This window comes from Pseudomonas sp. SMN5 (assembly GCF_052041925.1).
In the GTDB taxonomy this organism is placed as follows: domain Bacteria; phylum Pseudomonadota; class Gammaproteobacteria; order Pseudomonadales; family Pseudomonadaceae; genus Aquipseudomonas.
Map to the genome: position 1 here is coordinate 166,974 of NZ_JBKGGX010000008.1, position 25,056 is coordinate 192,029.

Here is a 25,056-nt window from a genome sequence, read left to right on the forward strand (position 1 = left end):
CAAAATCCTGGGCCTGCTTCGCAGTCCAGCGCGAGCAAGCTCCCTCGCCACGGGGGGCTTGTCCCTTGAAGCCTTCAATTCGTGTGGTCGCCCGGCCAAAAGCCGGGTTAGACTCCCAGGCCCTGCCCAACCCGCCCAGTGATGCTTTCCGATGCTCGAACAGTACGTCAAGAAGATCCTCACCTCGCGCGTTTACGACGTTGCCGTAGAAACCCCGCTGCAGACCGCTCGCCAGCTTTCCGAGCGGCTGGGTAACAACATCTGGCTCAAGCGCGAAGACTTGCAGCCGGTGTTCTCGTTCAAGATTCGCGGGGCGTACAACAAGCTGACCCAGCTCAGCGACGAAGAGCGCGCCCGCGGGGTGGTCACGGCTTCGGCGGGCAACCATGCCCAGGGCCTGGCCCTGGCGGCGAAAGTCCTGGGCGTGAAGGCCACCATCGTGATGCCCAAGACCACCCCGGAAATCAAGGTCGAAGGCGTGCGCTCCCGCGGTGGCAAAGTCGTGCTGCACGGCGACTCTTTCCCGGAAGCCCTGGCCTATTCGCTGAAACTGGTGGACGAAAAGGGCTACGTCTACATTCACCCCTATGACGATCCCCACACCATTGCCGGGCAGGGCACGGTGGCCATGGAAATCCTGCGCCAGCATCCTGGGCGCCTGGATGCGATCTTCGTCCCGGTCGGTGGCGGCGGGCTGATCGCCGGCATCGCAGCCTATGTGAAATACCTGCGCCCGGAGATCAAGGTGATCGGCGTCGAGCCGGACGATTCCAACTGCCTGCAAGCGGCCCTGGCCGCCGGGGAACGTGTGGTGCTCCCAACCGTGGGGCTGTTCGCCGACGGCGTTGCCGTGGCCCAGATCGGCCAGCACACCTTTGATATCTGCAAACACTATGTGGACGAAGTGATCACCGTCAGCACCGACGAGATCTGCGCCGCCATCAAGGATATCTACGACGATACCCGCTCGATCACCGAACCTGCCGGCGCGCTAGGCGTGGCCGGGATCAAGAAGTATGTCGAATCGCGCGGCGTCAGCGGCCAGACCCTGGTGGCCATCGACTCGGGTGCCAACGTCAACTTCGATCGCTTGCGCCACGTCGCCGAGCGCGCCGAACTGGGGGAGGGCCGCGAAGCAATCATCGCCGTGACCATCCCCGAGAAACCGGGCAGCTTCAAGGCGTTCTGCGAGGCGGTCGGCAAGCGCCAGATCACCGAATTCAACTATCGCTACAACACCGGCAGCGAAGCGCACATTTTCGTCGGCGTGCAGACGCACCCGGAGAACGACCCGCGCAGCGCACTGATCGCCAGCCTGACCGAGCAGGGCTTTCCGGTGCTGGACCTGACCGACAACGAACTGGCGAAACTGCATATCCGCCACATGGTGGGCGGGCATGCGGCCCATGTGATCGACGAAGTGGTGCTGCGCTTCGAATTCCCGGAACGCCCCGGCGCGCTGTTCAACTTCCTCAATAAACTGGGCGGGCGCTGGAACATCTCGATGTTCCACTACCGCAACCATGGCGCGGCAGATGGGCGTGTGGTCGCGGGGCTGCAAGTGCCTCACGATGAACGCCATCTGGTGCCGGCTGCCCTTGAGGAGATCGGCTATCCGTACTGGGATGAAAGCGATAACCCGGCGTACCAGCTGTTCTTGGGGTGAGCTTGCGCAATTTTGACCGTTCGGTCTGGGTACTGGATGGACCTGTGGCGAGGGAGCTTGCTCCCGCTGGGGCGCGAAGCGCCCCCGGAAAAGGTGAGCGCTTCGCACTCAAGCGGGAGCAAGCTCCCTCGCCACGGGGGTCTAAGCTGTTGAGCAAGTCATAAGGACATCGAACAATGGAAACGTTGACTGCGCTGAAGATCGCTCACGTCCTGGCCACTGCTTTGCTGCTGGTGGGCGCCGTGGGGCTGGCTATCTGGGTCTGGCGGACACGCCGCAATGGCGACGCCACTGCACCTGCCCGCACACTGCAACGCCCGCGGGTATTTATCTGGCTGGTGATGGGGCTTGCCCTGGCGAGCCTGCCCTTCACCGGCTGGTGGATGGTTCATCAGGTCGGCTGGCCGCTGGGGCAGACCTGGCTGCTGGCCTCCAGCGTGCTCTATACCCTGGCGGCGCTGGCGGGGTTCTGGCTGCTGGCGCGGCCGAACAAAGCGCGCAAGGCGCCGACGGCGGGTGTTGGCAGGTTCACTTTTGCCTTGGCGTTGTTCAGCGTGGTCTGCTTGATCGCCATTGCCGGGTTGATGGGGGCCAAGCCGGTTTAGGGCTTGGAACCGAGTCGACTGCATCGCGGGCAGGCTCGCTCCCACATTGGAATGCGTCCCCTTGTGGGAGCGAGCCTACTCGCGATGACGATTTCAACCGCGCAGCGAAATCACCGGCCAACCCCGCTTCTGGGCCTCGGCCCGCAGGTTCGGGTCCGGGTCCACGGCCACCGGATGCGCCACCACCTCCAGCAACGGCAGATCATTCATCGAGTCGCTATAGAAGTAGCTGTCTTCGAGTGAGTGGCCGGTCTCTTCCAGCCAGCGGTTCAACCGCGTCACCTTACCCTCGCGAAAGCACGGGATGTCGGTGCTTCGACCACTGTAGCGGCCATCGATCATTTCGCACTCGGTGGCGATCAGGGTTTCGACCCCCAGGCGCTCGGCGATGGGCGCGGTGACGAAACGGTTGGTGGCGGTGATGATCACCAGCTTGTCGCCGGCGTCACGGTGCTTTTTCAGCAGCTCGATGGCCTGGGGCAACACGATTGGCTCGATGCAGTCGCGCATATAGTCCAGATGCCACTGGGCCAGGACGTCCATCTCGGTGCGACCGAGGATTTCCAGGCAAAAATTCAGGTACTCGGCGTTGTCGAGCTTGCCCGCCAGGTAATCCTGGTAGAACTCATCGTTGCGCGCCTTGTACGTGACGGCGTCGAGGAAACCGCGCTCACACAGGTAATCGCCCCACGCGTGATCGCTGTCGCCGCCCAGCAACGTGTTGTCCAAGTCGAATAAAGCCAGCCGCATTGCAGTTACTCGCTGAAATTTCTGAGGAAAGGCGTCCAGAATACGGACTTTTCACAAGAGTGCACATAAGGTAGGTAGCCTCGTTGCTGCTTTCACAACCTTTGTGGAACAATGCGGCGACATGCGTTTGCGAGGTTGTTGCCGTGATCGATCCCGATGGTTTCCGACCCAATGTGGGGATCATTCTTACGAATGATGCAGGGCAGGTGCTATGGGCTCGCCGTATCAATCAAGACGCCTGGCAGTTTCCCCAGGGTGGAATCAATCCCCAGGAGACGCCGGAAGAGGCCTTGTACCGCGAGTTGAACGAAGAAGTGGGGCTTGAGCGAGAGGATGTCGAAATACTCGCCTGCACCCGGGGCTGGTTGCGCTATCGTTTGCCGCAACGCCTGGTCAGGACGCACAGCCAGCCGCTGTGCATCGGCCAGAAGCAGAAATGGTTTCTCCTGCGCCTGATCTCCAATGAGCAGCGGGTGCGGATGGATTTGACCGGTAAACCGGAGTTCGATGGCTGGCGCTGGGTCAGCTATTGGTATCCGTTGGGCCAGGTGGTGACATTCAAGCGCGAGGTGTACCGGCGCGCCCTCAAAGAGCTTGCCCCGCGCCTGCTGACGCGCGACTGACGACGGAGTTCGACCCCGAGCCATGCTCAATACGCTGCGCAAGATCGTCCAGGAAGTTAACGCCGCCAAGGATCTCAAGGCGGCGTTGGGGATTATTGTGTTGCGCGTCAAAGAGGCCATGGGCAGCCAGGTCTGCTCGGTCTATCTGCTGGACCCCGAGACCAACCGTTTCGTGCTGATGGCCACCGAGGGCTTGAACAAGCGCTCGATCGGCAAGGTCAGCATGGCGCCCAATGAAGGTCTGGTCGGCCTGGTCGGCACGCGCGAAGAGCCCCTCAACCTTGAGAACGCTGCGGATCACCCACGCTATCGCTACTTCGCCGAAACGGGCGAGGAACGCTACGCCTCTTTCCTCGGCGCACCGATCATCCACCACCGCCGGGTCGTCGGCGTGTTGGTCATTCAGCAAAAGGAACGCCGCCAGTTCGACGAAGGTGAAGAAGCCTTCCTCGTGACCATGAGCGCGCAGCTGGCCGGCGTGATCGCCCATGCCGAGGCCACCGGCTCGATCAGCGGCCTGGGGCGCCAGGGCAAGGGCATCCAGGAAGCCAAGTTCGTCGGCGTACCGGGCTCGCCAGGCGCGGCAGTCGGTACGGCGGTGGTCATGTTGCCGCCCGCCGACCTGGACGTGGTGCCGGACAAGCCAATCGCCGACATCGACGCTGAGCTGGCGCTGTTCAAGACCGCCATCGAAGGTGTACGGGCCGACATGCGGGCCCTGTCAGCCAAGCTGGCGACGCAACTGCGCCCCGAAGAGCGTGCGCTGTTCGACGTCTACCTGATGATGCTCGACGACGCCTCCCTCGGCAGCGAAGTGACCACCGTCATCAAGACCGGCCAGTGGGCCCAGGGCGCGCTGCGCCAGGTGGTGACCGACCACGTCAACCGTTTCGAACTGATGGACGACGCCTACCTGCGCGAGCGCGCCTCGGACGTCAAGGACCTGGGTCGCCGGCTGCTCGCGTACTTGCAGCAGGAGCGCCAGCAGACCCTGGTCTACCCCGACAACACCATCCTGGTCAGCGAGGAGCTGACCCCGGCCATGCTTGGCGAGGTGCCGGAAGGCAAGCTGGCGGGCCTGGTCTCGGTACTGGGCTCGGGCAACTCCCACGTCGCGATCCTCGCCCGGGCGATGGGCATCCCGACGGTGATGGGCCTGGTGGACCTGCCGTACTCCAAGGTCGACGGCATCCAGATGATCGTCGACGGCTACCACGGTGAGGTCTATACCAACCCCAGCGAAGTATTGCGCAAGCAGTTCGCCGATGTGGTGGAGGAAGAAAAGCAACTGTCCCTGGGCCTGGACGCGCTGCGGGACCTGCCCTGCGTGACGCTCGACGGCCACCGCATGCCGCTGTGGGTCAACACCGGCCTGCTGGCCGACGTGGCCCGGGCGCAGAAGCGTGGGGCCGAGGGCGTGGGCCTGTACCGCACCGAAGTGCCGTTCATGATCAACCAGCGCTTCCCCAGCGAGAAGGAACAACTGGCGATCTATCGCGAGCAACTGGCCGCGTTCCACCCGCAACCGGTGACCATGCGCAGCCTGGACATCGGCGGCGACAAGGCCTTGTCCTACTTCCCGATCAAGGAAGAGAACCCGTTCCTCGGCTGGCGCGGCATCCGCGTGACCCTCGACCACCCGGAAATCTTCCTGGTCCAGGCCCGCGCCATGCTCAAGGCCAGCGAAGGCCTGAACAACCTGCGCATCCTGCTGCCGATGATCTCCGGCACCCACGAACTGGAAGAGGCCCTGCACCTGATCCACCGGGCCTGGGGTGAAGTGCGCGACGAAGGCACCGACGTGCCGATGCCGCCCGTGGGCGTGATGATCGAGATTCCGGCGGCGGTGTACCAGACCAAGGAGCTGGCGCGGCAGGTGGACTTCCTGTCGGTGGGCTCCAACGACCTGACCCAATACCTGCTGGCGGTGGACCGCAACAACCCACGCGTGGCGGATTTGTACGACTACCTGCACCCGGCCGTGCTGCAAGCCCTGCAAACCGTGGTGCGCGACGCCCATGCCGAAGGCAAGCCGGTGAGCATCTGCGGTGAAATGGCCGGCGACCCGGCGGCCGCCGTGCTGCTGATGGCGATGGGTTTCGACAGCCTGTCGATGAACGCCACCAACCTGCCGAAAGTGAAGTGGATGCTGCGCCAGATCAATCTGAGCAAGGCCCAGGATCTGCTGGCGGAGGTGATGACCATCGACAACCCGCAGGTGATCCACAGCTCCCTGCAACTGGCGCTGAAGAACCTTGGGTTGGCGCGGATGATCAATCCGGCTTCGAACAAGACGCTCTAATTTGCGGCGATCTCATCGCGAGCAAGCTCGCTCCCACAGGGATCCCGGTTGTTCACAAGTGTGTGCTCGCCGAAGATCCAATGTGGGAGCGAGCTTGCTCGCGATAGGGTCAGCAAAAACGCCACATGACTAAACCCTGACCTCCACCTCCCCCAAATGCCCCCCATGCGGCCCAAAGCTGCGCTCGACCATCCGACGCGTCCCATCGGCCTGGACAATCAACGCCGTACTCGCCCGCGTCCCATAAGCCGGGCTGGCAATGAACACACTGGACAACAGCGCCTCGGTCGCCAGGCCCACGCCGGTGTCCGGCAAGTCCGCCACCGGGGCCGGTTGCGGGTCGTTGAGCAGCGCCAGCAAGGCCTGGGGCTGCGGATCGTCCAGCAACTCGCCCAGCGCCGCGCGCGCCTTGAGCAGTTTCGGCCACGGTGTGTTCAGCCCGGCGTTCGATAAGCCGTAGAGGCCCTCGGCCAGGCGCTGGGGCCGCGCCTCTCGGGCGTTGTAGTGCCACAACTCGGTGCCGTCGCCGAGCAGCAGGTTGAAACCGCCGTATTCCGAAGCCCTGGGTACGATTTCACTCAGATAGTCGGCAATCGGCAGATCGCCGGTGAGAAACCGCGCGACCAGTTCGCCCCGCGACTTGAGCGCCGGAAGCTGGCCTGGGTCACGGATGTTGGTCAGGGCCGCAAAGCGACCCTGGGCGCCAACGCCGAGCCAGGTACCGCCGGCCTCCAGATCGCGGCCGGCATGGACATGGGGCGCATCAGGCCACTGCGCCAGGGGCAGGGTCGGGCGGGCGTAGAACTCGTCACGGTTGGCCGCCACGATCAGCGGTTGGGCGTGACCGGGCCGCCAGGCAAATACGATCAGGCACATCAGGTAATCCCCAGCCAGTTGGACGGATTTAGCGAAGCCCCGTGGCGAGGGAGCTTGCTCCCGCTGGAGGGCGCAGCACTCCCCGGCGATTGTTGGGCTACTGCGTAGCCCAGCGGGAGCAAGCTCCCTCGCCATAAAAGCGATCGGTGTTCGAACCCACTCTACCCACACATCGCCCTCGCTTCCATCGCCTTCAGTGGAGCCCGAGGCCATGGATCCGTTACCATGCCGCTCTTGTTTCGGGGATGGGTGGGGAGACGCTGGTGGAATTTGTGCTCTATCTGCTGCTCGGCGCCTGCGCCGGCGTACTGGCCGGGCTGTTCGGCGTGGGTGGCGGGATAATCATCGTCCCGGTACTGGTGTTCAGTTTCACCTTGCAAGGCTTCGACCCGCAGGTGCTGACACACCTGGCGGTCGGCACGTCCCTGGCATCGATTATCTTCACCTCGGTCAATGCAGTGCGCGAGCATCAGCGCAAAGGCGCGGTACGCTGGCCGATTTTCGCCTGGATGACCGTGGGCATCCTGATCGGTGCCGGTGTCGGCGCGCTCACCGCCGAAGCGATTTCCGGCCCGAACCTGCAAAAGATCATCGGCGTGTTCGCCATCATCGTCTCCGTACAACTGGCCCTGGACCTCAAGCCCAAGGCCAGCCGCACGGTGCCGGGCAAGGCCGGATTGACCCTGGCCGGCACGGTGATCGGCTGGGCTTCGGCGATCTTCGGCATTGGCGGTGGTTCGTTGACCGTACCGTTCCTGACCTGGCGCAGTGTGCCGATGCAGCAGGCGGTGGCGACGTCATCGGCCTGCGGCCTGCCGATTGCCCTGGCCAGTGCTTTGAGTTTCATGATTCTGGGCTGGCACGATCCGCTGTTGCCGGCCCATAGTCTCGGTTTTGTGTATCTGCCGGCGTTGTTGGGCATCGCCCTGACCAGCATGGTCTTCGCCCGCTTCGGTGCGCGACTGGCCCATCGCTTGTCACCGCGCTTGCTCAAGCGGCTGTTCGCCGCTTTGCTGTTCTGCGTCGGCACAAGTTTCCTGTTCTGACGCAATCCTGGCTTAATCCCGAGGTGGCAGCGTCGCCCGGGTATTTTTGACGTTTACGAGGAATATCAATGCTGCCTTACCCGCAGATCGATCCGGTGGCCCTGGCCATCGGCCCGCTGAAAATCCACTGGTACGGCCTGATGTACCTGGTGGGCATCGGCGGCGCCTGGCTGCTGGCGTCGCGCCGGCTCAACCGCTTCGACCCGACCTGGAACAGAGAGAAACTCTCGGACCTGGTGTTCTGGCTGTCCATGGGCGTGATCGTCGGCGGACGCCTGGGCTATGTGCTGTTCTACGACCTGAGCGCCTACCTGGCCAACCCGACGCTGATTTTCGAAGTCTGGAAGGGCGGCATGTCGTTCCACGGTGGTTTCATCGGGGTGATGCTGGCGGCGGTGTGGTTCGGCAAGCGCAACAACAAGTCGTTCTTCGAGCTGATGGATTTCGTCGCGCCGATGGTGCCGATCGGCCTGGGTGCCGGGCGCATCGGTAACTTCATCAACGCTGAATTGTGGGGCAAGCCGACTGACGTACCGTGGGCGATGGTCTTCCCACCGTTCAGCGACCCGGCACAATTGCCACGCCATCCGTCGCAGTTGTACCAGTTCGCCCTTGAAGGTGTGGCGCTGTTCCTGATTCTCTGGCTGTTCTCACGCAAGCCACGGCCAACGATGGCGGTGTCGGGCATGTTCGCGCTGTTCTACGGAATCTTCCGGTTCATCGTCGAATTCGTCCGTGTACCGGACGCCCAGCTCGGCTACCTGGCGTGGAACTGGCTGACCATGGGCCAGGTGCTGTGCCTGCCGATGATCATTGGTGGCCTGGTGCTGATCTGGCTGGCCTATCATCGTGCGCCGGCTGCGGCGGCCAAGGTTTAAATTCGAACCCCGGGGCGCAGGCCCCGGGTTCAAGGACACAGGTAACCCATGAAGCAATATCTCGATCTGGTGGCCCACGTCATCAAGAACGGCACCAAGCAGGCCAACCGCACCGGCGTGAACACCATCAGTTTCCCCGGCGCCATGCTGCGCTACGACCTCAAGGACGGCTTCCCGGCCATCACCACCCGCAAGATGGCCTTCAAGTCAGCTATCGGCGAGATGTGCGGCTTCCTGCGGGGGGTCAACAACGCCGCTGAATTCCGCGCGCTGGGCTGCAAGGTCTGGGACCAGAACGCCAACGAAAACGCCCAGTGGCTGGCCAACCCGTTCCGCCAGGGCGACGACGACCTGGGCGAGATCTACGGCGTGCAATGGCGCAAATGGCCGGCCTACAAGCAGATCCCGGTGACCAACCGGGCGGCCATCGAACAGACTCTGGCTCAGGGCTATCGGCAGATCGCCGAAGGTGAAGAAAACGGCCAGGCCTACGTGGTGCTGTACAAAGCCATCGACCAGGTGCGCCAGTGCGTCGACACCATCATCAAGGACCCGGGCAGCCGGCGCATCCTGTTCCACGGCTGGAACTGCGCCCAACTCGATGAAATGGCCCTGCCGCCCTGCCATCTGCTCTACCAGTTCCACCCGAATGTCGAGACGAAGGAAATTTCCCTGACACTCTACATTCGCTCCAACGACCTGGGCCTGGGCACGCCGTTTAACCTCACCGAAGGCGCTGCCCTGCTGAGCCTGATCGGCCGCCTCACCGGCTACACGCCGCGCTGGTTCACCTATTTCATCGGCGACGCCCACGTCTACGAAAACCATCTGGACATGCTCAACGAACAGCTCAAGCGCGAGCCGTTTCCGATGCCCAGACTGGTGATTTCCGAGCGCGTGCCGGAGTTTGCCAAGACCGGCGTTTACCAGCCGGAGTGGCTGGAGCTGGTCGAGCCGAGCGACTTTTCCCTCGAAGGCTACCAGCACCATGCGCCGATGACGGCGCCGATGGCGGTCTGATCGCCCACGCGTCTCCCTGTGGGAGCGAGTTTGCTCGCGATGAGGCCATTACATTCAACATCGATGTTGACTGATTGGCCGCTATCGCGAGCAAGCTCGCTCCCACAAGATGTTTTCTGTGTATTCGAGATGGGTGACAGGCTTCAATGCCCATGACTGCGCCCCACATGTGAATGCTCCACCTCCGGCGCCACCGCCCCGCTGACTTCCAACCGCTGCAAGATCCCGCATTGCTCCAGATCCGGCCCTTCGCCACAGCGATGGCGCAGGTCGATCAGTTGCGCCTGCAAGGCCAGCAGGCCATCGATGCGGGCCCTGACGTGGTGGATGTGTTCGTCGATCAGCGCGTTGACGCTCTCGCACTGGTCCTGGGGGCTGTCGCGCAGCGCCAGGAGGCTGCGAATTTCTTCCAGGGTCATGTCCAGGGTGCGGCAGTTACGGATGAACGTCAGCCGCTCGGCGTGGGCCTGGGTGTAGACGCGGTAATTGCCGTCGCTGCGGGCTGGTTCCGGCAGCAGCCCTTCGCGTTCGTAATAACGGATGGTCTCGACCTGGCAGTCGGTGATTTTCGCCAGTTCTCCGATCTTCATGACGCCGCCTCTCAGATAGGTGCTTGACCCTATAGTGGCTACAGGGTCTTTACTGTGCAACAAGCACTTTTCATGGACGTAAATCCAATGAGCGATTCCCTTCACATCCATAAGCCCGCCCACGGCCATGACCACGGGCATTCCTGCTGCGCATCGAAAGCAGCGCCGTCAGTGGTCAACCTCGGTAAAACGTCGACGGACGGCGCCCGGCTGAGCAGCTTCCGCATCGAAGCGATGGACTGCCCCACCGAGCAGACGCTGATTCAGAACAAGCTCGGCAAGCTCGACGGCGTGCACCAGCTGGAATTCAATCTGATCAACCGAATACTGGGTGTGACCCATGCGCTGCCCAGCGACGCACCCATCATCGAGGCGATCCAGTCCCTCGGCATGCAGGCCGAGCCGCTGACGCCGGGCCAGGAAAAAACTACAAACTCACTGCCCGCCCCGGCCAAGTCCTGGTGGCCATTGGCACTGTCCGGTATCACGGCCCTGGGCGCCGAGGTGATCCACTTCACCAACGCCGCGCCAGACTGGGTGGTCGCGCTGGTGGCGCTGGTGTCGATCCTCAGCGGCGGCCTCGGCACCTATAAAAAGGGCTGGATTGCCCTGAAGAACCTCAACCTGAACATCAACGCGCTGATGAGCATCGCGGTGACCGGCGCGGTGTTGATCGGGCAATGGCCGGAAGCGGCGATGGTGATGTTCCTGTTCACCGTGGCCGAATTGATCGAGGCCAAATCCCTGGACCGCGCCCGCAACGCCATCAGTGGCCTGATGCAGATGGCCCCTGAACAAGCCACGGTGCAACAGGCCGATGGCAGCTGGCGGGAGCAAGAGGTGAAGGCTATCGCGCTCGGGGCACGGGTTCGGGTTCGCCCGGGCGAGCGGGTCGGCCTGGACGGCGATGTGGTCGCCGGCCGTTCGACCATCGACCAGGCGCCAATCACCGGCGAGAGCCTGCCGGTGGAAAAAACCGTAGGCGACAAGGTTTTCGCCGGCACCATCAACCAGGCCGGTGAATTGGAGTTCACGGTCACCGCTGCAGCCGACCAATCGACCCTGGCGCGGATCATCCACGCCGTGGAGCAGGCCCAGGGCTCGCGCGCACCGACCCAGCGCTTCGTCGACCGGTTCTCGAAAATCTACACCCCGGCAGTGTTTGCCCTGGCCCTCGCGGTAGCGGTCATCCCGCCGCTGTTCATGGGTGCGGCGTGGTTCGACTGGATCTACCGGGCGCTGGTGCTGCTGGTAGTGGCGTGCCCCTGTGCATTGGTGATTTCCACTCCGGTGACCATCGTCAGCGGTCTTGCCGCTGCCGCGCGCAAAGGCATCTTGATCAAGGGCGGTGTGTATCTGGAAGGTGGCCACAAGCTTAACCACTTGGCCCTGGACAAGACCGGCACGCTGACCCACGGCAAACCGGTGCAAACCGATTACCTCGCCCTGGACCCGAGCGTGGAGAGCAGTGCCCCGGCCCTGGCCGCCAGCCTGGCCGCCCGTTCCGACCACCCGGTGTCGAAGGCCATTGCCAATACGGCTGTGGATAAACAACTGGCGCCGCAGGTTGTGGATAATTTCCACGCATTGCCGGGACGCGGGGTGCGCGGCGACATCGACGGCAAGACTTATCACCTGGGCAATCATCGCCTGGTGGAAGACCTGGGCTTGTGTTCGCCGGAGCTGGAAGAACAACTCTTTGCCTTGGAAAAACAGGGCAAATCGGTGGTGTTGCTGCTCGACAGTTCGGGCCCACTGGCCTTGTTTGCCGTGGCCGATACGGTGAAGGACTCCAGCCGCGAAGCCATCCGGCAATTGCATGACCTGGGCATCAAGACCCTGATGCTCACCGGCGACAACGCCCACACCGCCGAGGCGATCGCCGCGCAGGTGGGCATGGATCAGGCCCGGGGCGACCTGTTGCCGGAAGACAAACTGCGGGCCATCGAGGACTTGTACGCCAAAGGGCATCGTGTCGGCATGGTCGGCGATGGCATCAACGATGCCCCGGCCCTGGCCCGCTCGGAAATCGGCTTCGCCATGGCTGCGGCCGGGACCGATACAGCCATCGAGACCGCCGACGTAGCCTTGATGGACGACGACCTGCGCAAGATCCCGGCATTCATTCGCCTGTCGCGGCAGACTTCAAGCATTCTGAAACAGAACATCGCCCTGGCGCTGGTGATCAAGGCGATCTTCCTCGGGGTGACCTTTGCCGGGTTCGCCACTATGTGGATGGCGGTGTTTGCCGATATGGGGGTCAGCTTGCTGGTGGTGTTCAATGGGTTGCGGTTGGTGCGTAAGTAAAAGGCCAGAGTGACTGGGCGGGCCCTATCGCGAGCAAGCTCGCTCCCACAAGATTTCGCTGAGCCACTAGCCCCGCAGAAACCCGTGGCGAGGGAGCTTGCTCCCGCGGGGCTGCGAAGCAGCCCCATAAGCGATGAGCGCTTCGCACTCAAGCGGGAGCAAGCTCCCTCGCCACAGAAGCAGCGCATGACCAGTTCTCATTGCGATGGGCGATCAATCACGCTTCGGCTCGCGAATCTTGTACCAGGCCACATACAACGCCGGCAGGAACAACAGCGTCAGCAACGTGGCGATGATGATCCCGCCGATCATCGCGTACGCCATGGGTCCCCAGAACACTTCCCGGGCAATCGGGATCATCCCCAGGCTCGCCGCCGCCGCGGTGAGCAGGATCGGCCGACGCCGGTGTTCGGTGGCTTCCACCACGGCATCCCAGGGCTCGTAGCCGTCGCGTTCGTACTCGTCGATCTGGGTCACCAGGATCACCGAGTTGCGGATGATGATGCCGATCAGCGCCAGGATCCCGAGGATCGCCACGAATCCCATGGGTGTGCCCGTCGGCACCAGCGCCAGCACCACGCCGATCAAGCCGAGGGGCGCCACGCTCGCCACCAGGAACAGCTTCTGCACGCTGTGCAGTTGGATCATCAGGAAGGTCGCCATCAGAAACAGCATCAACGGCACGACGCTGGCGATCGGCCCCTGGGCCTTGCTGCTCTCTTCCACCGTACCGCCGGTGGCGACCTTGTAGCCCACCGGCAGGCCGGCGGCAAACTTGTCGATGTCCGGTTGCAGCTGCTTCACCAGGTCGGTGGGCTGGATCTCATCGCGCACGGCAGCCTTGATGGTAATGGTCGGCTTGCGATCTCGCCGCCACACCAACGGTTGCTCCAGCTCATAGCGCACAGTGGCGAATGCCAGCAGCGGAATCGAGGTGCCGCCCGGCGTGACGATCTGCAGGTTCTGCAAGGTTTCCGGCGAGCCACGCTCGGCGTCGATGGCGCGCCCCACCACGTTGATCAGGTAGATATCGTCGTCGACCTGGGTCACTGGCGAACCACTGACGATGCTGTTCATCAGCCGGGCGACGTCATCGGAGGACAAGCCCAGTTGCCGCGCCTTGTCCTGGGCAATGTCGATGCGCAGGACCTTGCCCGGCTCGTTCCAGTCGTAAATGATCTCGCCGATGTGCGAGTTCTTGTCCAGTTCGGTGGCCAGTTCGATGGCGTGCTTGCGCACTTGGTCGATGTCCTTGCCGCTGATTCGATATTGAATCGGCCGCCCCACCGGCGGGCCCATTTCCAGAGACTGCACGTAACTGCCGATTCCGACGAAGTCTTCGCGCAGGCGCTTTTGCAGACGCTCGGTGAGCGCCGTGCGCGACTCCAGGCCCTTGCTGACGATCACCAGTTGCGCGTAGTAAGGGTTCTGCAGTTGTTGGTCCAGCGGCAGGTAGAAACGAATCGCGCCCTCGCCGATGTAGGTGCTCCAGCGCTCGATGTCCGGGTCGTCCTTGAGCGTCGCTTCCAGACGGTCGACGGCCTTGCGGGTTTCGTCCATCGAAGCGTTTTGCGGCAGGTTGAGGTCCACCAGGATTTCCGGGCGATCCGAGGATGGGAAGAACTGGTTCTGCACGAAACGCATGCAGAACACCGCCAGCACGAACAGCACTATCGTGATGCCGATGGCCCACCAGCGATTGCGCATCGACCACAGCAGGCCACTGTTGAACGCCCGGCCGATCCGTCCCGGTTCCTTGTCGTGGGGCTTTACGTTGGTGCTGAGGATGTGCACGCCGATCACCGGGGCGAACAGCACCGCGACGATCCACGATACCAGCATCGCCACGGCAATCACCGCGAACAGGGTGAAGGTGTATTCGCCCGCCGAGCTGGCGTTCAGGCCGATGGGCACGAAGCCGGCCACCGTCACCAGGGTTCCGGTGAGCATCGGGAACGCGGTCGAGGTATAGGCGAACGTGGCCGCCTGGTCCTTGGTTTCGCCTTTTTCCAGGCGCGTGACCATCATTTCCACGGTGATCATCGCGTCGTCCACCAGCAGGCCGAGGGCAATGATCAACGCGCCGAGGGAGATCCGCTGCATGGTGATGCCGCTGTATTCCATGAACACAAAGACCATCGCCAGCACCAATGGGATCGAGCAGGCCACCACCAGTCCGGCACGTATGCCGAGGCTGACGAAGCTGACAATCAGCACGATCACCACCGCCTCGAACAAGGCGCTGGTGAAGCCGCCGACCGCTTCCTTCACCACTTCGGCCTGATCCGACACCGTGTGCACGCCAACGCCTACCGGCAGGTCGGCGGTCAACTCGTTCATGCGTGCATGCAGGGCCTTGCCGAATTGTTGGATGTTGCCCCCTTTCTTCATCGCGATGGCAAGGCCGATGGCCGGCGTACCGTTGAAGCGGAACATAGGCGTGGCCGGGTCGACGTAGCCGCGACTGATGTCCGCGATATCCGCCAGTCGATAGAACCGGTCATTGAGCCGCAGATTGACGTTCGCCAGGTCTTTCTCCGACTGGAACTGCCCCGACGTGCGCACGGAAATCCGCTCCGGTCCGGCGTCGATCACCCCGGCGGGTGTCACTGCGTTCTGCGATTGCAGGCTTTGCACCACCTGGCGCTGGTCGATCCCGAGCGCGGCGAGTTTGCGGGTGGAGAAATTCAGGTACAGCACTTCGTTCTGCTCGCCGATCATCTCCACCTTGCCCAGACCGGGCACGTCGCGGATCTCGGCGCGCACTTGCTCCACATAGTCGCGTAGCTGGCGCATCGACAGGCCGTCGCCGGTGAAGGCATAAACCGAACCGTAGACATCACCGAACTCGTCGTTGAACCCCGGCCCCTGCAGGCCTTCGGGGAAATCGCCGCGAATGTCGTTGATCTTCTTGCGCACCTGGTACCAGATCTCAGGGATGTCCTTGGCGCTGGTGGTGTCGCGCAGATACACGAACACCGTCGATTCGCCAGGCCGGGTGTAACTTTTCACATAGTCGAGGGAATCGAGTTCTTCGAGTTTTTTCTCGATGCGGTCGGTAACCTGCTTGAGGGTTTCTTCCTGGGTCGCGCCGGGCCAGCGCGTCTGGATGATCATGGTCTTGATGGTGAACGAGGGGTCCTCTTCACGCCCCAGGTTCATGTAAGAGAACACGCCCATCAGCAACGCGACGAACATCAGGTACCAGACGAACGACTGATGCCGCAGGGCCCATTCGGATAAGTTGAAAGGCCCTTTCATCGTGCGTCCTCGTCGAGTTTCACTTTCTGCCCCGGCTTGAGGCTGTTCACCCCGGCGCTGACCACCCGGTCGCCGGGCTTGATGCCGTTGGCCACCAGCACCGAGTCGGCGGAACGTTCCAGGATCTTCACGTCGCGGGGCGAGACGGTCTGGCTCTGCGGGTCGATCAGCCAGATCCGCGCCTTGCCGTCGACCTCTTGCAATGCACTGAGCGGCAGCTCGATACGCGGCTCGATGGCCGAGCTCAGGGTCACGCTGATGGCGGTGCCCAGGCGAAAACCGGGCGGGGTGTCAGTCAGGGTCAGGCGTGCGCGACGAGTCCGGGTGGCGCTCTGGGCCTGGGGCTCGATCTCGCGCACGATGGCGGTGGTGTGGGTGGTCGGGTCAAGTTGCGCGGCGACTTCGAACACCACATCGGCGGGCAACCGATCAACGAGGTCGGCCGGCAGGTCGATCACCGCCTCCTTGATATCGGGGCGGGCGAGGGTCACCACTTGCTGGCCGGCGGTCACCACCTGCCCGGCTTCGGCATTCCAGGCCGTGACGACGGCATGGTGATCGGTGCGCAGCTCGCTGTAGTTGAGCTGGTCGCGGGCTTGCTCCACCGAGGCGCGCGCCTGTTCGAGGGCGGCACCGGTAGTTTTCAGGTCGGTCTGGGCAATGTCCAACTGCGCCTGGGCACCGACGCCCCGGTCGAACAACTGTTGCTGGCGACGGGCATTGGCCTGGGCGTTGATGTACTGCGCTTCTATCCGCGCCAGATCGCCCTGGGCGGCACGTAACTGGTTCTGTTGATCGGTGGGATCGAGGGTGGCGAGCAAGTCGCCTTTCTTCACCTCGGCGCCGACATCGACGTTGCGGCTGGCGATCCGTCCCGGCACGCGGAAACCGACATTGGTTTCGTAACGCGCCTGGATGTTCCCGGCAAACCGTCCCAGGGCCTGTTGATCCAGGGCCCGGACTTCGACCGACAACACCGGGCGCACCGGCTCCGGTGGCGCTTCTTCCTTCGAACAGGCCGCCAGCAACAGGCCAGCCGAGACCATCCACAAGCGCTTCATGGCTGGGCTCCTGTCGGGGATTTGTCCTGGGTGTTTTCGGCAATCTCGACCCGCACGCCAGGGTGAAGCAATTGCCCGCCCGCGGTGACAACTTTCTCACCGCCCTTGAGGCCGTCACTGATAATGACCTTGCCGGTCAGGTAGCGACCGACGGTGACGGTCTGCAACTGCGCCTTGCCCTCGCCATCCACCAGCCACACGGCCGGCTCACTGACGTTCTTGGTCAACGCCGACCACGGCAACTCGACGGCGGTCTTGCCTGCGGCCTTGGCCGTGGCGCTGACCACCGAGCCGAGACGCATGCCCTCGGGCAGGTCGTTGAGGGTGACCTTGACCTGCACCGTGCCGGTTTGGGCGGACACGGCCGGGGTGATCTCGCGCACCGTGCCGGTGGTCTGGATCGCCGGATTGTCCAGCAGGCTGATGACAATTCCCCGATCCGACGGCGGTTCGCGCAACAGCGACTCGTAGATGTTGAACACCGCTTCGCGCTCGCCATCGCGGGCCAGGCTGAAAATCGGCTCCGTGGCCTGTACCACCTGACCGACCTCGGCCTGGCGCGCCGTGATGATGCCGGGGGCATCGGCGATCAGCGCGGTGTAGCTCAGTTGTTCACGTGCATTGGCCAGTTGAGCCTGGGCCGCGGTCAGCGCGCTCTGGCTGCTGCGCAACTGCGCCTGGGCCGCATCGTATTCGCTCTGGCTGGTGTAGCCCTTGGGCAGCAGTTTCTGCTGGCGCACGAACGCCGCTGCACTCTGCTTGACCCGCGCCTGTTCGGCCGCGACCTGGGCCTCGGCGGAATCGACATTGGTCTGCAAGTCCCGGGGATCGAGACGGGCCAGCACTTGCCGGGCCGAGACCCGGGCACCGACATCGACCTTGCGCTCGATGATCTTGCCGCCCACGCGAAACGAAAGATCAGTCTGCACCCGCGCCTGGACATCGCCGGTGAGCGTCACCGATGCTGCATATTCGCTGGGCACGGCCTGCTGCACGAGCACTCGTGGCAGGGCTTTTTCGGCAGGTTTTTCATCACCGCATCCGGCCAACAACGCGCACAAGCCCAAGCCAACTACCAGTTTGATTCGGGGACCAGCCATGCAGACTCCTTTGCGTAGTACGGACGTACCAGTGACGGATACGACTGTGAGCTTAGAGCAGGGTTCAACGGGCGCACAGTTCCACTGTAGGCGCTATTGAGCCAAGCGCAGCGGATTGATCGACGGTATTTGCAGCGGCCCTGCAAGCAGGCTATTTTCCCAGAAGCTGCGGGACAGGTTCCAGCAACCTTTTCCCAGGAACCGCAGTGCATGGCCGGACTCCATGGCCCCATCACAAGGAAGATAACAATGGCTGACGTGAAAGCCCCGCAACCGCTCGACCCGCAAGACATCGTCAAACTGCTCGTGGCCCTGCGCCGCGCATTGAAGGTACGACCCGCATAGCCGAAGCGTTTGCATAAAAAAACGCCGACGCTGGCAAAGCCGTCGGCGTTGTCACTTAAAGCACGCTTCGTTCGATCAGAACGCCGGCAGTACCGCGCCGCTGTATTTCTTCTCGATGAACGCCTTCACCTCAGGGCTGGTCAGGGCCTTGGCCAGTTTCTGGATAGCCGGGCTGTCCTTGTTGTCCGGACGGGCCACCAGGAAGTTCACGTATGGCGAATCCGCGCCTTCGATCACCAGCGCGTCTTTAGCCGGGTTCAGGCCTGCCTCCAGCGCGTAGTTGGTGTTGATCAGGTCCAGGTCAACCTGATCCAGGACCCGCGGCAGCATGGCCGACTCCAGTTCCTTGAACTTGAAGTTATGCGGGTTCTTGGCGATGTCTTTCGGCGTAGCCAAGGCGTTTTTCGGGTCCTTGAGCTCGATCAGGCCAGCCTTCTGCAACAGGATCAGTGCACGCCCGCTATTGCTGCCTTCGTTAGGCAGCGCGATGGTTGCGCCATCCGGCAGTTCGGCCAGGGTCTTGTACTTCTTCGAATAGCCGCCGAACGGTTCAACGTGCACGCCAATCACGGTGACCAGATTCGTGCCTTTGCCTTCGTTGAAGTTCTTCAGATACGGCAGGGTCTGGAAGTAGTTGGCATCCAGACGCTTCTGGTCAACCTGTACGTTGGGTTGCACATAGTCGGTGAAAACCTTGATCTGCAGGTCGACGCCTTCTTTGGCCAGGGCCGGTTTGATCAGTTCGAGGATCTCGGCGTGTGGCACCGGAGTGGCTGCCACCACCAGTTTCTCTGCTGCCTGGGCCAGGCCCGAGGTCAGGGCTGCCGCCAAGGCGGTGAACAACAGAACCTTTTTCATGCAGTGTCCTTATCGAAAATCACTGCCGTCTTGGACGACGGCCAACGGAGTAAGTGCCAGCGAAGTGCTATCGCTGGCGTGAAGCGGAAGATACCGATATTTTTTATGCCTTAACAATATCTTTTATTCAAGTTCATATTCATTTTACTCATATAAAAAGATCCGCTTTTTTATTGTGGCGAGGGAGCTTGCTCCCGCTGGGCTGCGAAGCGGCCCACGGCTGCTGCGCAACCGAGCGGGAGCAAGCTCCCTCGCCACAGGTTTTATAGCGTCTGGTCCAGCCGGGCGAGCAACGCTTTGAGCGCCGTGCGTTCAGTCTCGGTACCACGAGCAACGACATGCCTCACTTGCTGCTCGATCGTCTCCAGCGCCGAGGGCTGCGCCGGCAGGTTCAGATGCTCCGGCAGGATCTCGTCGCCACCGCTGACCAGCAACGCGAAATGAATGACGTTTTCCAGCTCGCGGGTGTTGCCCGGCCAGCTGTGTCGCTCAAGAGCCCGTTGCGCCGCCTCGCTGATCAACGGCACGCCCAGGTCCAGGCGCTGACTGTAGATGCCCAGGAAATACTCGGCCAAAGACAGAATATCGCCCACTCGCTCACGCAGGGCCGGCAGCTCGAGTCGGCCTTCGCTGAGATAATGGTAGAGCCGCTCGTTGAATTTTCCGGCGGTCACCGCTTGCGCCAGGTCAATGCTGGTGGCCGCTACCAGGCGCACATCCACCGGGCTTGGCTGCGGTGCGCCGACGCGGGTGACTTCGTGATTCTCCAGGGCAGCCAGCAACTTGGCCTGGATCGGCAACGGTAAATCGCCGATTTCGTCCAGGTACAGGGTGCCGCCATTGGCCGAGCCGAACCAGCCAGCGCGGCTGCTGGCCGAGCCGCTGTAGTTGCCGGCGGCGTAGCCGAACAGTTCGGCGTCGGCGTAGGTCGGGCTGATGGCGCCGCAGTTGACCGAGACAAACAACCCGCCTCGATCACTTTCGCGATGGATGTGTCGGGCCAGCAACTCCTTGCCGGTACCGGTTTCGCCGCGGATCAGCACCGAGATCGCTCGCGGGGCCAGCTGTTCCAACTCCTGGCGCAGCTGTCGCGAGCGCGGGTCGACGAACACCAACGCCTTGGCGCGAATGCTCAGGGGGCTTTTTTCCGCGTCGGGAAAGGTCAGCAAGGGCTGACCGAAGGTTTCATGCAGGCTCATGGCAGTCTCCCGCCCCAAACCGCCGGGAGACGGGAGGGCGTAAAAAATTCAGGCGCGTCGCAAGGCGTGATGCTCCATGCGGTTTTGCAGACGATAGAGATAGGCGAAACCCTGCTCCCAACGGTGATGACCGGACTTCACATTGATGTGCCCCGCCCCGGCCAGGATCCCGGCCTCGGCCCCCCAATTACGAGCCAGCTCCAGGGCGCGCGAGGTGCTCACGGCAGCGTCGTTGTCGGAGCTGACGACCTGGCTGGGGAACGGCAGCAGGTCGGTGGGAATCGGTGCGAAATTGCGCAACGCCGGGACGCATGCCGGCCGCTCGACGTCCGCCGGCGCCACCAGCAACGCCCCGCGCACTTGCCGCAAGAACTGCACCGGCGCGGTGGCGGCCCAATGGGCGACGGTGATGCAACCCAGGCTATGGGCGATCAGGATCACCGGGGAGCTGTCGGCGGCAATCGCTTCGGCCAACGCCGCCACCCAGTCTTCACGCCGAGGCGTCAGCCAGTCGGCCTGCTCGACCCGGGCACTGTTGGGCAGGCTGTTCTGCCAGTGGCTCTGCCAATGATTTTCCGGCGATCCTTGCCAGCCCGGCACAATCAGGTAGCGAATCGTTTCGTTGCGCATGGGTGCTCTCCTGCGTGTCTGTTCACGGAGGAGTATAGGGACGAGATTTATATTGTTTAAGGAATAAGAAGCTATTTATTAATAACCAAAAAACCATCCGCATGATCAACACGGTCAACGGTGGGGAGCGAGCCTGCTCGCGATAATGGTAGGCAAGTCACCGAAAATGTTGAATGCAATGGCCTCATCGCGAGCAGGCTCGCTCCACAGGAGGCCGAATTTCTTCAGAAGTCATTATTCGCTGCGCCCCTTTCTCAACATTACATCCAGCTGATCCACCACCACCGCCCAGTCGGCATCTACGAGGATTTCGTCGCGCAGCAATTGTTTCTGGCTCTTGCTCCAGAAAAACGCATCCGCCAGGCGCAAGTCGGGCTCAAGGGGTGAATGGGTGACGATGAACTGGTCGATGCTGACCGCATCGTCGGCCAGGCCCAGCTGTTTGAACAGCGCTGGAAGGCTGTGGATCGGGGTGTCCATGCAGGGCTCCTGAACAGAATGTTTTCTCGCAGTCTAGCCCCTGGATCGCCGCCAGACTGATCAATATTCAACCAAGTCTTCACTGCGCACATCCCCTGTGGCGAGGGAGCTTGCTCCCGCTCGGGTGCGCAGCGACCGCAAAAATCGGGGGCTGCTGCGCACCCCAGCGGGAGCAAGCTCCCTCGCCACAAAAGCGACCATGCTTCAAGCGTTTCTAAACCTCTCCAGCGCGTCATAGGGCGCCTGCGCCCAATACTCCACCCGTTCGCACAGCAGTTGTGAAGCCTCCCGGCGTTTGTCTGCGCTGTCGCCGATGAACACCTGCGCCGGCTGCTTGGCATGCTGCCCCACCGCCGCGAACGCTTGCCGGCATTGCGCTTCATCCAGACGAAAGAACGTCGCCAACCTGCCCGTCATTGCAGCGGGCAGTTCGCTGTAGTTCACCGCCATTCCGGCAAATTCCCGACAATGCGCCAGGGCCCGTTGAAACAGCCGTCCCAAACGTCGTGCAATGAAGTCTTCCTGACCGACGAAGGGCGAGCCGTCGTCCAACACACTGGCCCCTATCATCCCTGGCACCATGTGCATGCCGGGACGGCGCAGGTGGGACACGGCGATTTCCAGCGGATCACGGTACAGAAACAGCCAGGGCGTGTCGGGAAAGCACTCACGCAGCAGCGGCAGTTCATCGAGGTTCCAGGCGTCGAGCTTGATCACCAGCCGTTGCTCGACGCCTCGGCGGCGCTGCCCGTAGGCCGACAACAAGCCCTTGAGCGCGGCGGTGCGCTCGACATCAGACAACTCAGCGCGCAGCAACGCGTCCAGCGGCGGCGGTTCGGAAACGACGATGTGGTCGTCCAGTTGCGCCAGCATCTGGCTGATCAATGTCGAGCCGCAACGCGAGGCATGGAAAATGAACGCGCTGGGCGCCAGGCCAGCGCTCTGCTGCTGCCACTGACTGAGCACGCTCAATGGGGTCTGGCGGCGGAACACCTGGTTGAAGGGCAGGCGCAGCGCGTCCTCCACGGCGTCGCTAAAGAACGGCTGCGACAATCGCTTCTCACCGAACCAGCACCAATCCACCTGCCACCGCCCGAGCGTTTGTCCTATGCGGATCGGCAACCAACCCTGCAGGTTCAAGCCTTCCATTGATCACTCCACTGCCGACGGCCGTGGCGCATGGCCGAGCGTAGTTCTTCCTGAGTGAAGTGCAGTCCCAATTCGGCACCGAGCACGATGGCCCGCTCCACGAACGCATCTACGTCATGCAACTGCTGCAAGGTACGGGCGAGTCGCGGATCGGCCTCTACGCGCTGCTGGAAACGAGCCAGGTCGCTTTGCCCGGCACCGACAGCGGGCGTGGCAGCCAGCCCTTGGGCAATCTGTTGGTTCAGCCAGGGCCCGGGACGACAATCGAGCACCAGGTGAATGCGTGACGTCTCAAGGCTGCGATTGGCGACACGATGGGGCCGCGACAGGTCGAGAAACCAGCATTCGCCCGCACTCATCGGAATCAGCTGACCATCCAGCCAGAAATCCACTTCCGGCGAGCTGAGCAGCGGAACGTGCAGGCGCAGGTCGGCATCCGGCCCGCCCAGGTCATAATCGCGATGTTCGTGGATCCGCCCGCCCGGCCCCAGCCGTAGCAGCCGGGCCGAGACTATTTCCAATGGCCAATCCAGCAACGCCTGGCGCCAGCGGTCGTCCCTAGACCACGGCGCCCGGTGCAGGGGGGCGGCGGCGCCCGGTGACAGCTCGGTCAAGGCATCGGCCGCCGAAATCAGCGCCACGCCGCTCCAGTCGCCGCTGTAATACGCGTTGTTGAAGTGCCCTTGCCACCGCTCGTCCTCAACGGCGGCCAGGGCCTGCAACAGCAGCGGCAGGTTTACCGTCAGCGGCAGCCGGGAGAAGGCCGGGCGGTTCAATGCCGAGCGCCGGTTATTGCGTCACCGGAGCAGTCGGCACGGCGATATTGCCCTGGGCCCAGGCGGCTTCGCGGCTGGCCAGGGCGGCGGCAATCGACTGGACTTCGGTCGATTGCACCTCGTTCGGCAGCGGGTCGAGGCCGGCGCTGGCGAATATCTGGCCGTAGGCGTTGCGCAGGTCGGCATAGGACAGGTCCCGCCGCAGGTCGGCCTGCAAGGTATTGAGTTCCCCCTGGATCAGCTCCAGCTCGCCGATACCGGCGGCCTGGTGACGGCTGCGCAACTGGCCGACGATCTGCCCATCGATGTCCGACAGCTGCTGGTTGGTCTTGAACTGGCGCATTGCTTCCCGATAGTTGGCATTGGCGACGTACAACTGCGCCAACACGGCAATCGACATCGCCTGGCGCCGCGCCGCCGCCACTTCTTCACCGGCCTTGGCCACGTCGATGGCCGCCGGGGCGGAGATCACGTTGAACAGGTTCCAGGTGACCTTCACGCCATAGTCTGCCCAACCCTGCTCCACCAGGAACGAGTTGCTGTCGTAATGTCCGCCGGCGGAGAACTCCAGCCCCGGGAGCAGACGCAACATGGCCTTGCGGGTTTCGGCGGCGGTGATGCGTGTCTGGTAATCCTGTTCGCGCAGTTCCGGACGACTGGCCAGGGCTTCCTGTTCGAGGCGGGCCATGTCGACCTTGAGTTCCGGAATGTCATATTCATCCGGTGTCGCCAGGGTCAGCTCTGTGCCCAGCGGCAGGTTGATCAGGGTCGCCAGTTCGGTCTTGGCCAGGGACAACGCCCGACGCTGCTCTTCGAGCTGGCGGGTGGCCTGGATCAGCGAGCGCTGGTAACCGAGGGCTTGCACCGGGTCACCGATGCGCTGTTCGCTCATGCTCTGGCTGTTGCCCCGCGCTGCTTCGACGCGGGCCATCAGGCTGTCGATCTGCTTGAGCAGACGCTCGGCGGCCATGGCACGCCAGTACGCCGAACGCACGTCCTGGACGATGGTGTTGATCACCTTGCGCCGACGCTCCTGCACGATCAGGCGCTGGTCCCCGGCCTGCTTGGCGCTGATGTAGCTGACGCCGAAGTCGAGCACGTTCCAGACCATGGTCAGGTCCGCCACCTCACGGTCGCGGTCCTGGGAGGTCGACGGTTCCAGGGACTGGGTACCGGTTTCCACGCTCTGGCTGCTGGACGCGCTGACGTTGTTGCGCCCGACATAACCGGCGTCCAGGGCCATGCGTGGCAGCATGTCGAAACTGGCCAGGTCCAATTGCCGCTTGGCCAGGGCCTCCTCCATGATTTTCAGGCGGCCTTCAAGGTTGTACTTCACCGCACGTGCCATGGCCTGATGCAGGGTCAACGGGCCACTCAGAGGCTCTTGATCCTTGAACATGTTCTGCAGATCGGTGCGGGCCCGCTGTTCGCTGACGCTACGATCGATCGGCTCGCTGGTAACCGCACATCCGCTGACCACCAACGCCAGCGCACTCATTACGAATAACTTGCGACTTCTATTCATTCCCTGGAT

General features: G+C 62.8%; 21 protein-coding genes. 8 read left to right on the top strand and 13 right to left on the bottom strand.

Translation table 11 applies throughout. The annotated features are described in order from the left end of the window. Positions 1-151 precede the first annotated feature (151 nt). Both ilvA and ACLEJR_RS10795 read left to right on the top strand, forming a co-directional pair. A complete protein-coding gene (ilvA, locus tag ACLEJR_RS10790) occupies positions 152-1,666 on the top strand; it encodes a threonine ammonia-lyase, biosynthetic (protein WP_440796760.1) in 1,515 nt (504 codons plus the stop codon). Between the two features lie 176 nt (positions 1,667-1,842). Next, positions 1,843-2,271: a DUF2269 domain-containing protein gene (locus ACLEJR_RS10795; protein WP_440813798.1), complete on the top strand. Its 429-nt coding sequence runs from the start codon at positions 1,843-1,845 to the stop codon at positions 2,269-2,271. A gap of 93 nt (positions 2,272-2,364) precedes the next feature. Here ACLEJR_RS10795 and ACLEJR_RS10800 read toward each other — a convergent pair whose 3' ends face one another. Next, on the bottom strand, positions 2,365-3,021 hold the full coding sequence (locus tag ACLEJR_RS10800; protein WP_440796764.1) for an HAD family hydrolase: 657 nt from the start codon (positions 3,019-3,021) through the stop codon (positions 2,365-2,367). Positions 3,022-3,164: 143 nt separating this feature from the next. Between ACLEJR_RS10800 and ACLEJR_RS10805 the strand changes: the two genes are divergently transcribed. Both ACLEJR_RS10805 and ptsP read left to right on the top strand, forming a co-directional pair. Next, positions 3,165-3,644, top strand: a complete 480-nt coding sequence (locus ACLEJR_RS10805; RefSeq protein ID WP_003186867.1) for an RNA pyrophosphohydrolase — start codon at positions 3,165-3,167, stop codon at positions 3,642-3,644. Positions 3,645-3,666: 22 nt separating this feature from the next. Next, the gene (gene ptsP / locus ACLEJR_RS10810; RefSeq protein WP_440796767.1) at positions 3,667-5,946 is read left to right on the top strand and encodes a phosphoenolpyruvate--protein phosphotransferase; all 2,280 of its coding nucleotides are present in this window, start codon (positions 3,667-3,669) and stop codon (positions 5,944-5,946) included. A gap of 129 nt (positions 5,947-6,075) precedes the next feature. Here the strand turns inward: ptsP and ACLEJR_RS10815 are convergent, their stop codons facing one another. Then, complete coding sequence (locus ACLEJR_RS10815; protein WP_440796769.1) at positions 6,076-6,822, bottom strand: NRDE family protein; 747 nt, start codon at positions 6,820-6,822, stop codon at positions 6,076-6,078. A 263-nt stretch (positions 6,823-7,085) separates the two neighbouring features. Here ACLEJR_RS10815 and ACLEJR_RS10820 point away from each other — a divergent pair, with 263 nt between their 5' ends. The 3 genes from ACLEJR_RS10820 to ACLEJR_RS10830 all read left to right on the top strand — a co-directional run bounded on the left by ACLEJR_RS10820 (position 7,086) and on the right by ACLEJR_RS10830 (position 9,766). Continuing rightward, positions 7,086-7,868, top strand: a complete 783-nt coding sequence (locus tag ACLEJR_RS10820) for a sulfite exporter TauE/SafE family protein (RefSeq protein WP_440796771.1) — start codon at positions 7,086-7,088, stop codon at positions 7,866-7,868. Between the two features lie 68 nt (positions 7,869-7,936). Next, complete coding sequence (gene lgt, locus ACLEJR_RS10825; protein ID WP_440796773.1) at positions 7,937-8,746, top strand: prolipoprotein diacylglyceryl transferase; 810 nt, start codon at positions 7,937-7,939, stop codon at positions 8,744-8,746. Positions 8,747-8,794: 48 nt separating this feature from the next. After that, a complete protein-coding gene (locus ACLEJR_RS10830; protein WP_440796775.1) occupies positions 8,795-9,766 on the top strand; it encodes a thymidylate synthase in 972 nt (323 codons plus the stop codon). A 143-nt stretch (positions 9,767-9,909) separates the two neighbouring features. On the opposite strand, the gene cadR is transcribed toward ACLEJR_RS10830, so the two are convergent. After that, the gene (gene cadR / locus ACLEJR_RS10835) at positions 9,910-10,356 is read right to left on the bottom strand and encodes a Cd(II)/Pb(II)-responsive transcriptional regulator (RefSeq protein ID WP_440796777.1); all 447 of its coding nucleotides are present in this window, start codon (positions 10,354-10,356) and stop codon (positions 9,910-9,912) included. A gap of 87 nt (positions 10,357-10,443) precedes the next feature. On the opposite strand from cadR, the gene ACLEJR_RS10840 reads away from it, so the two are divergent. Then, on the top strand, positions 10,444-12,663 hold the full coding sequence (locus ACLEJR_RS10840) for a heavy metal translocating P-type ATPase (RefSeq protein ID WP_440813800.1): 2,220 nt from the start codon (positions 10,444-10,446) through the stop codon (positions 12,661-12,663). Between the two features lie 213 nt (positions 12,664-12,876). On the opposite strand, the gene ACLEJR_RS10845 is transcribed toward ACLEJR_RS10840, so the two are convergent. The 10 genes from ACLEJR_RS10845 to ACLEJR_RS10890 all read right to left on the bottom strand — a co-directional run bounded on the left by ACLEJR_RS10845 (position 12,877) and on the right by ACLEJR_RS10890 (position 25,047). Then, positions 12,877-15,924: an efflux RND transporter permease subunit gene (locus ACLEJR_RS10845; RefSeq protein ID WP_440796781.1), complete on the bottom strand. Its 3,048-nt coding sequence runs from the start codon at positions 15,922-15,924 to the stop codon at positions 12,877-12,879. Next, positions 15,921-16,985 carry an efflux RND transporter periplasmic adaptor subunit gene (locus ACLEJR_RS10850; protein ID WP_440813803.1) on the bottom strand — a complete coding sequence of 355 codons (1,065 nt, stop codon included), beginning with the start codon at positions 16,983-16,985 and terminating at the stop codon, positions 15,921-15,923. Before ACLEJR_RS10850 ends, ACLEJR_RS10845 begins: the two co-directional genes overlap by 4 nt. After that, complete coding sequence (locus tag ACLEJR_RS10855; protein WP_440813806.1) at positions 16,982-18,085, bottom strand: efflux RND transporter periplasmic adaptor subunit; 1,104 nt, start codon at positions 18,083-18,085, stop codon at positions 16,982-16,984. The genes ACLEJR_RS10850 and ACLEJR_RS10855 overlap by 4 nt, the downstream gene beginning before the upstream one ends. Positions 18,086-18,505: 420 nt before the next feature. Next, positions 18,506-19,288, bottom strand: a complete 783-nt coding sequence (locus ACLEJR_RS10860; protein WP_440796787.1) for a MetQ/NlpA family ABC transporter substrate-binding protein — start codon at positions 19,286-19,288, stop codon at positions 18,506-18,508. Positions 19,289-19,551: 263 nt separating this feature from the next. Next, a complete protein-coding gene (locus tag ACLEJR_RS10865; RefSeq protein ID WP_440813809.1) occupies positions 19,552-20,487 on the bottom strand; it encodes a sigma 54-interacting transcriptional regulator in 936 nt (311 codons plus the stop codon). A gap of 48 nt (positions 20,488-20,535) precedes the next feature. Beyond that, positions 20,536-21,117 (bottom strand): alpha/beta hydrolase, encoded by a 582-nt coding sequence (locus tag ACLEJR_RS10870; protein WP_440796791.1) that lies wholly within the window; start codon positions 21,115-21,117, stop codon positions 20,536-20,538. Between the two features lie 234 nt (positions 21,118-21,351). Next, positions 21,352-21,597, bottom strand: coding sequence for a DUF2789 domain-containing protein (locus ACLEJR_RS10875; protein WP_440813811.1), 246 nt, complete (start codon positions 21,595-21,597; stop codon positions 21,352-21,354). A 204-nt stretch (positions 21,598-21,801) separates the two neighbouring features. Then, positions 21,802-22,746: a sulfotransferase family protein gene (locus tag ACLEJR_RS10880; protein WP_440813813.1), complete on the bottom strand. Its 945-nt coding sequence runs from the start codon at positions 22,744-22,746 to the stop codon at positions 21,802-21,804. Next, the gene (locus ACLEJR_RS10885) at positions 22,734-23,522 is read right to left on the bottom strand and encodes an aspartyl/asparaginyl beta-hydroxylase domain-containing protein (RefSeq protein ID WP_440796797.1); all 789 of its coding nucleotides are present in this window, start codon (positions 23,520-23,522) and stop codon (positions 22,734-22,736) included. The genes ACLEJR_RS10880 and ACLEJR_RS10885 overlap by 13 nt, the downstream gene beginning before the upstream one ends. A 13-nt stretch (positions 23,523-23,535) precedes the next feature. Beyond that, complete coding sequence (locus tag ACLEJR_RS10890; protein WP_440796800.1) at positions 23,536-25,047, bottom strand: TolC family protein; 1,512 nt, start codon at positions 25,045-25,047, stop codon at positions 23,536-23,538. Between the last annotated feature and the right edge of the window lie 9 nt (positions 25,048-25,056).

Bases quoted from the DNA above. Each gene is read 5' to 3' on its own strand.
- ilvA (WP_440796760.1), top strand. From the start codon at position 152: ATGCTCGAACAGTACGTCAAGAAGATCCTCACCTCGCGCGTTTACGAC.
- ACLEJR_RS10840 (WP_440813800.1), top strand. From the start codon at position 10,444: ATGAGCGATTCCCTTCACATCCATAAGCCCGCCCACGGCCATGACCAC.
- ACLEJR_RS10875 (WP_440813811.1), bottom strand. From the start codon at position 21,597: ATGGACACCCCGATCCACAGCCTTCCAGCGCTGTTCAAACAGCTGGGC.
- ACLEJR_RS10815 (WP_440796769.1), bottom strand. From the start codon at position 6,822: ATGTGCCTGATCGTATTTGCCTGGCGGCCCGGTCACGCCCAACCGCTG.
- ACLEJR_RS10860 (WP_440796787.1), bottom strand. From the start codon at position 19,288: ATGAAAAAGGTTCTGTTGTTCACCGCCTTGGCGGCAGCCCTGACCTCG.
- ACLEJR_RS10845 (WP_440796781.1), bottom strand. From the start codon at position 15,924: ATGAAAGGGCCTTTCAACTTATCCGAATGGGCCCTGCGGCATCAGTCG.
- cadR (WP_440796777.1), bottom strand. From the start codon at position 10,356: ATGAAGATCGGAGAACTGGCGAAAATCACCGACTGCCAGGTCGAGACC.
- ACLEJR_RS10880 (WP_440813813.1), bottom strand. From the start codon at position 22,746: ATGGAAGGCTTGAACCTGCAGGGTTGGTTGCCGATCCGCATAGGACAA.
- ACLEJR_RS10865 (WP_440813809.1), bottom strand. From the start codon at position 20,487: ATGAGCCTGCATGAAACCTTCGGTCAGCCCTTGCTGACCTTTCCCGAC.
- ACLEJR_RS10830 (WP_440796775.1), top strand. From the start codon at position 8,795: ATGAAGCAATATCTCGATCTGGTGGCCCACGTCATCAAGAACGGCACC.
- ACLEJR_RS10850 (WP_440813803.1), bottom strand. From the start codon at position 16,985: ATGAAGCGCTTGTGGATGGTCTCGGCTGGCCTGTTGCTGGCGGCCTGT.
- ptsP (WP_440796767.1), top strand. From the start codon at position 3,667: ATGCTCAATACGCTGCGCAAGATCGTCCAGGAAGTTAACGCCGCCAAG.
- ACLEJR_RS10870 (WP_440796791.1), bottom strand. From the start codon at position 21,117: ATGCGCAACGAAACGATTCGCTACCTGATTGTGCCGGGCTGGCAAGGA.
- ACLEJR_RS10795 (WP_440813798.1), top strand. From the start codon at position 1,843: ATGGAAACGTTGACTGCGCTGAAGATCGCTCACGTCCTGGCCACTGCT.
- ACLEJR_RS10890 (WP_440796800.1), bottom strand. From the start codon at position 25,047: ATGAATAGAAGTCGCAAGTTATTCGTAATGAGTGCGCTGGCGTTGGTG.
- ACLEJR_RS10800 (WP_440796764.1), bottom strand. From the start codon at position 3,021: ATGCGGCTGGCTTTATTCGACTTGGACAACACGTTGCTGGGCGGCGAC.
- ACLEJR_RS10855 (WP_440813806.1), bottom strand. From the start codon at position 18,085: ATGGCTGGTCCCCGAATCAAACTGGTAGTTGGCTTGGGCTTGTGCGCG.
- lgt (WP_440796773.1), top strand. From the start codon at position 7,937: ATGCTGCCTTACCCGCAGATCGATCCGGTGGCCCTGGCCATCGGCCCG.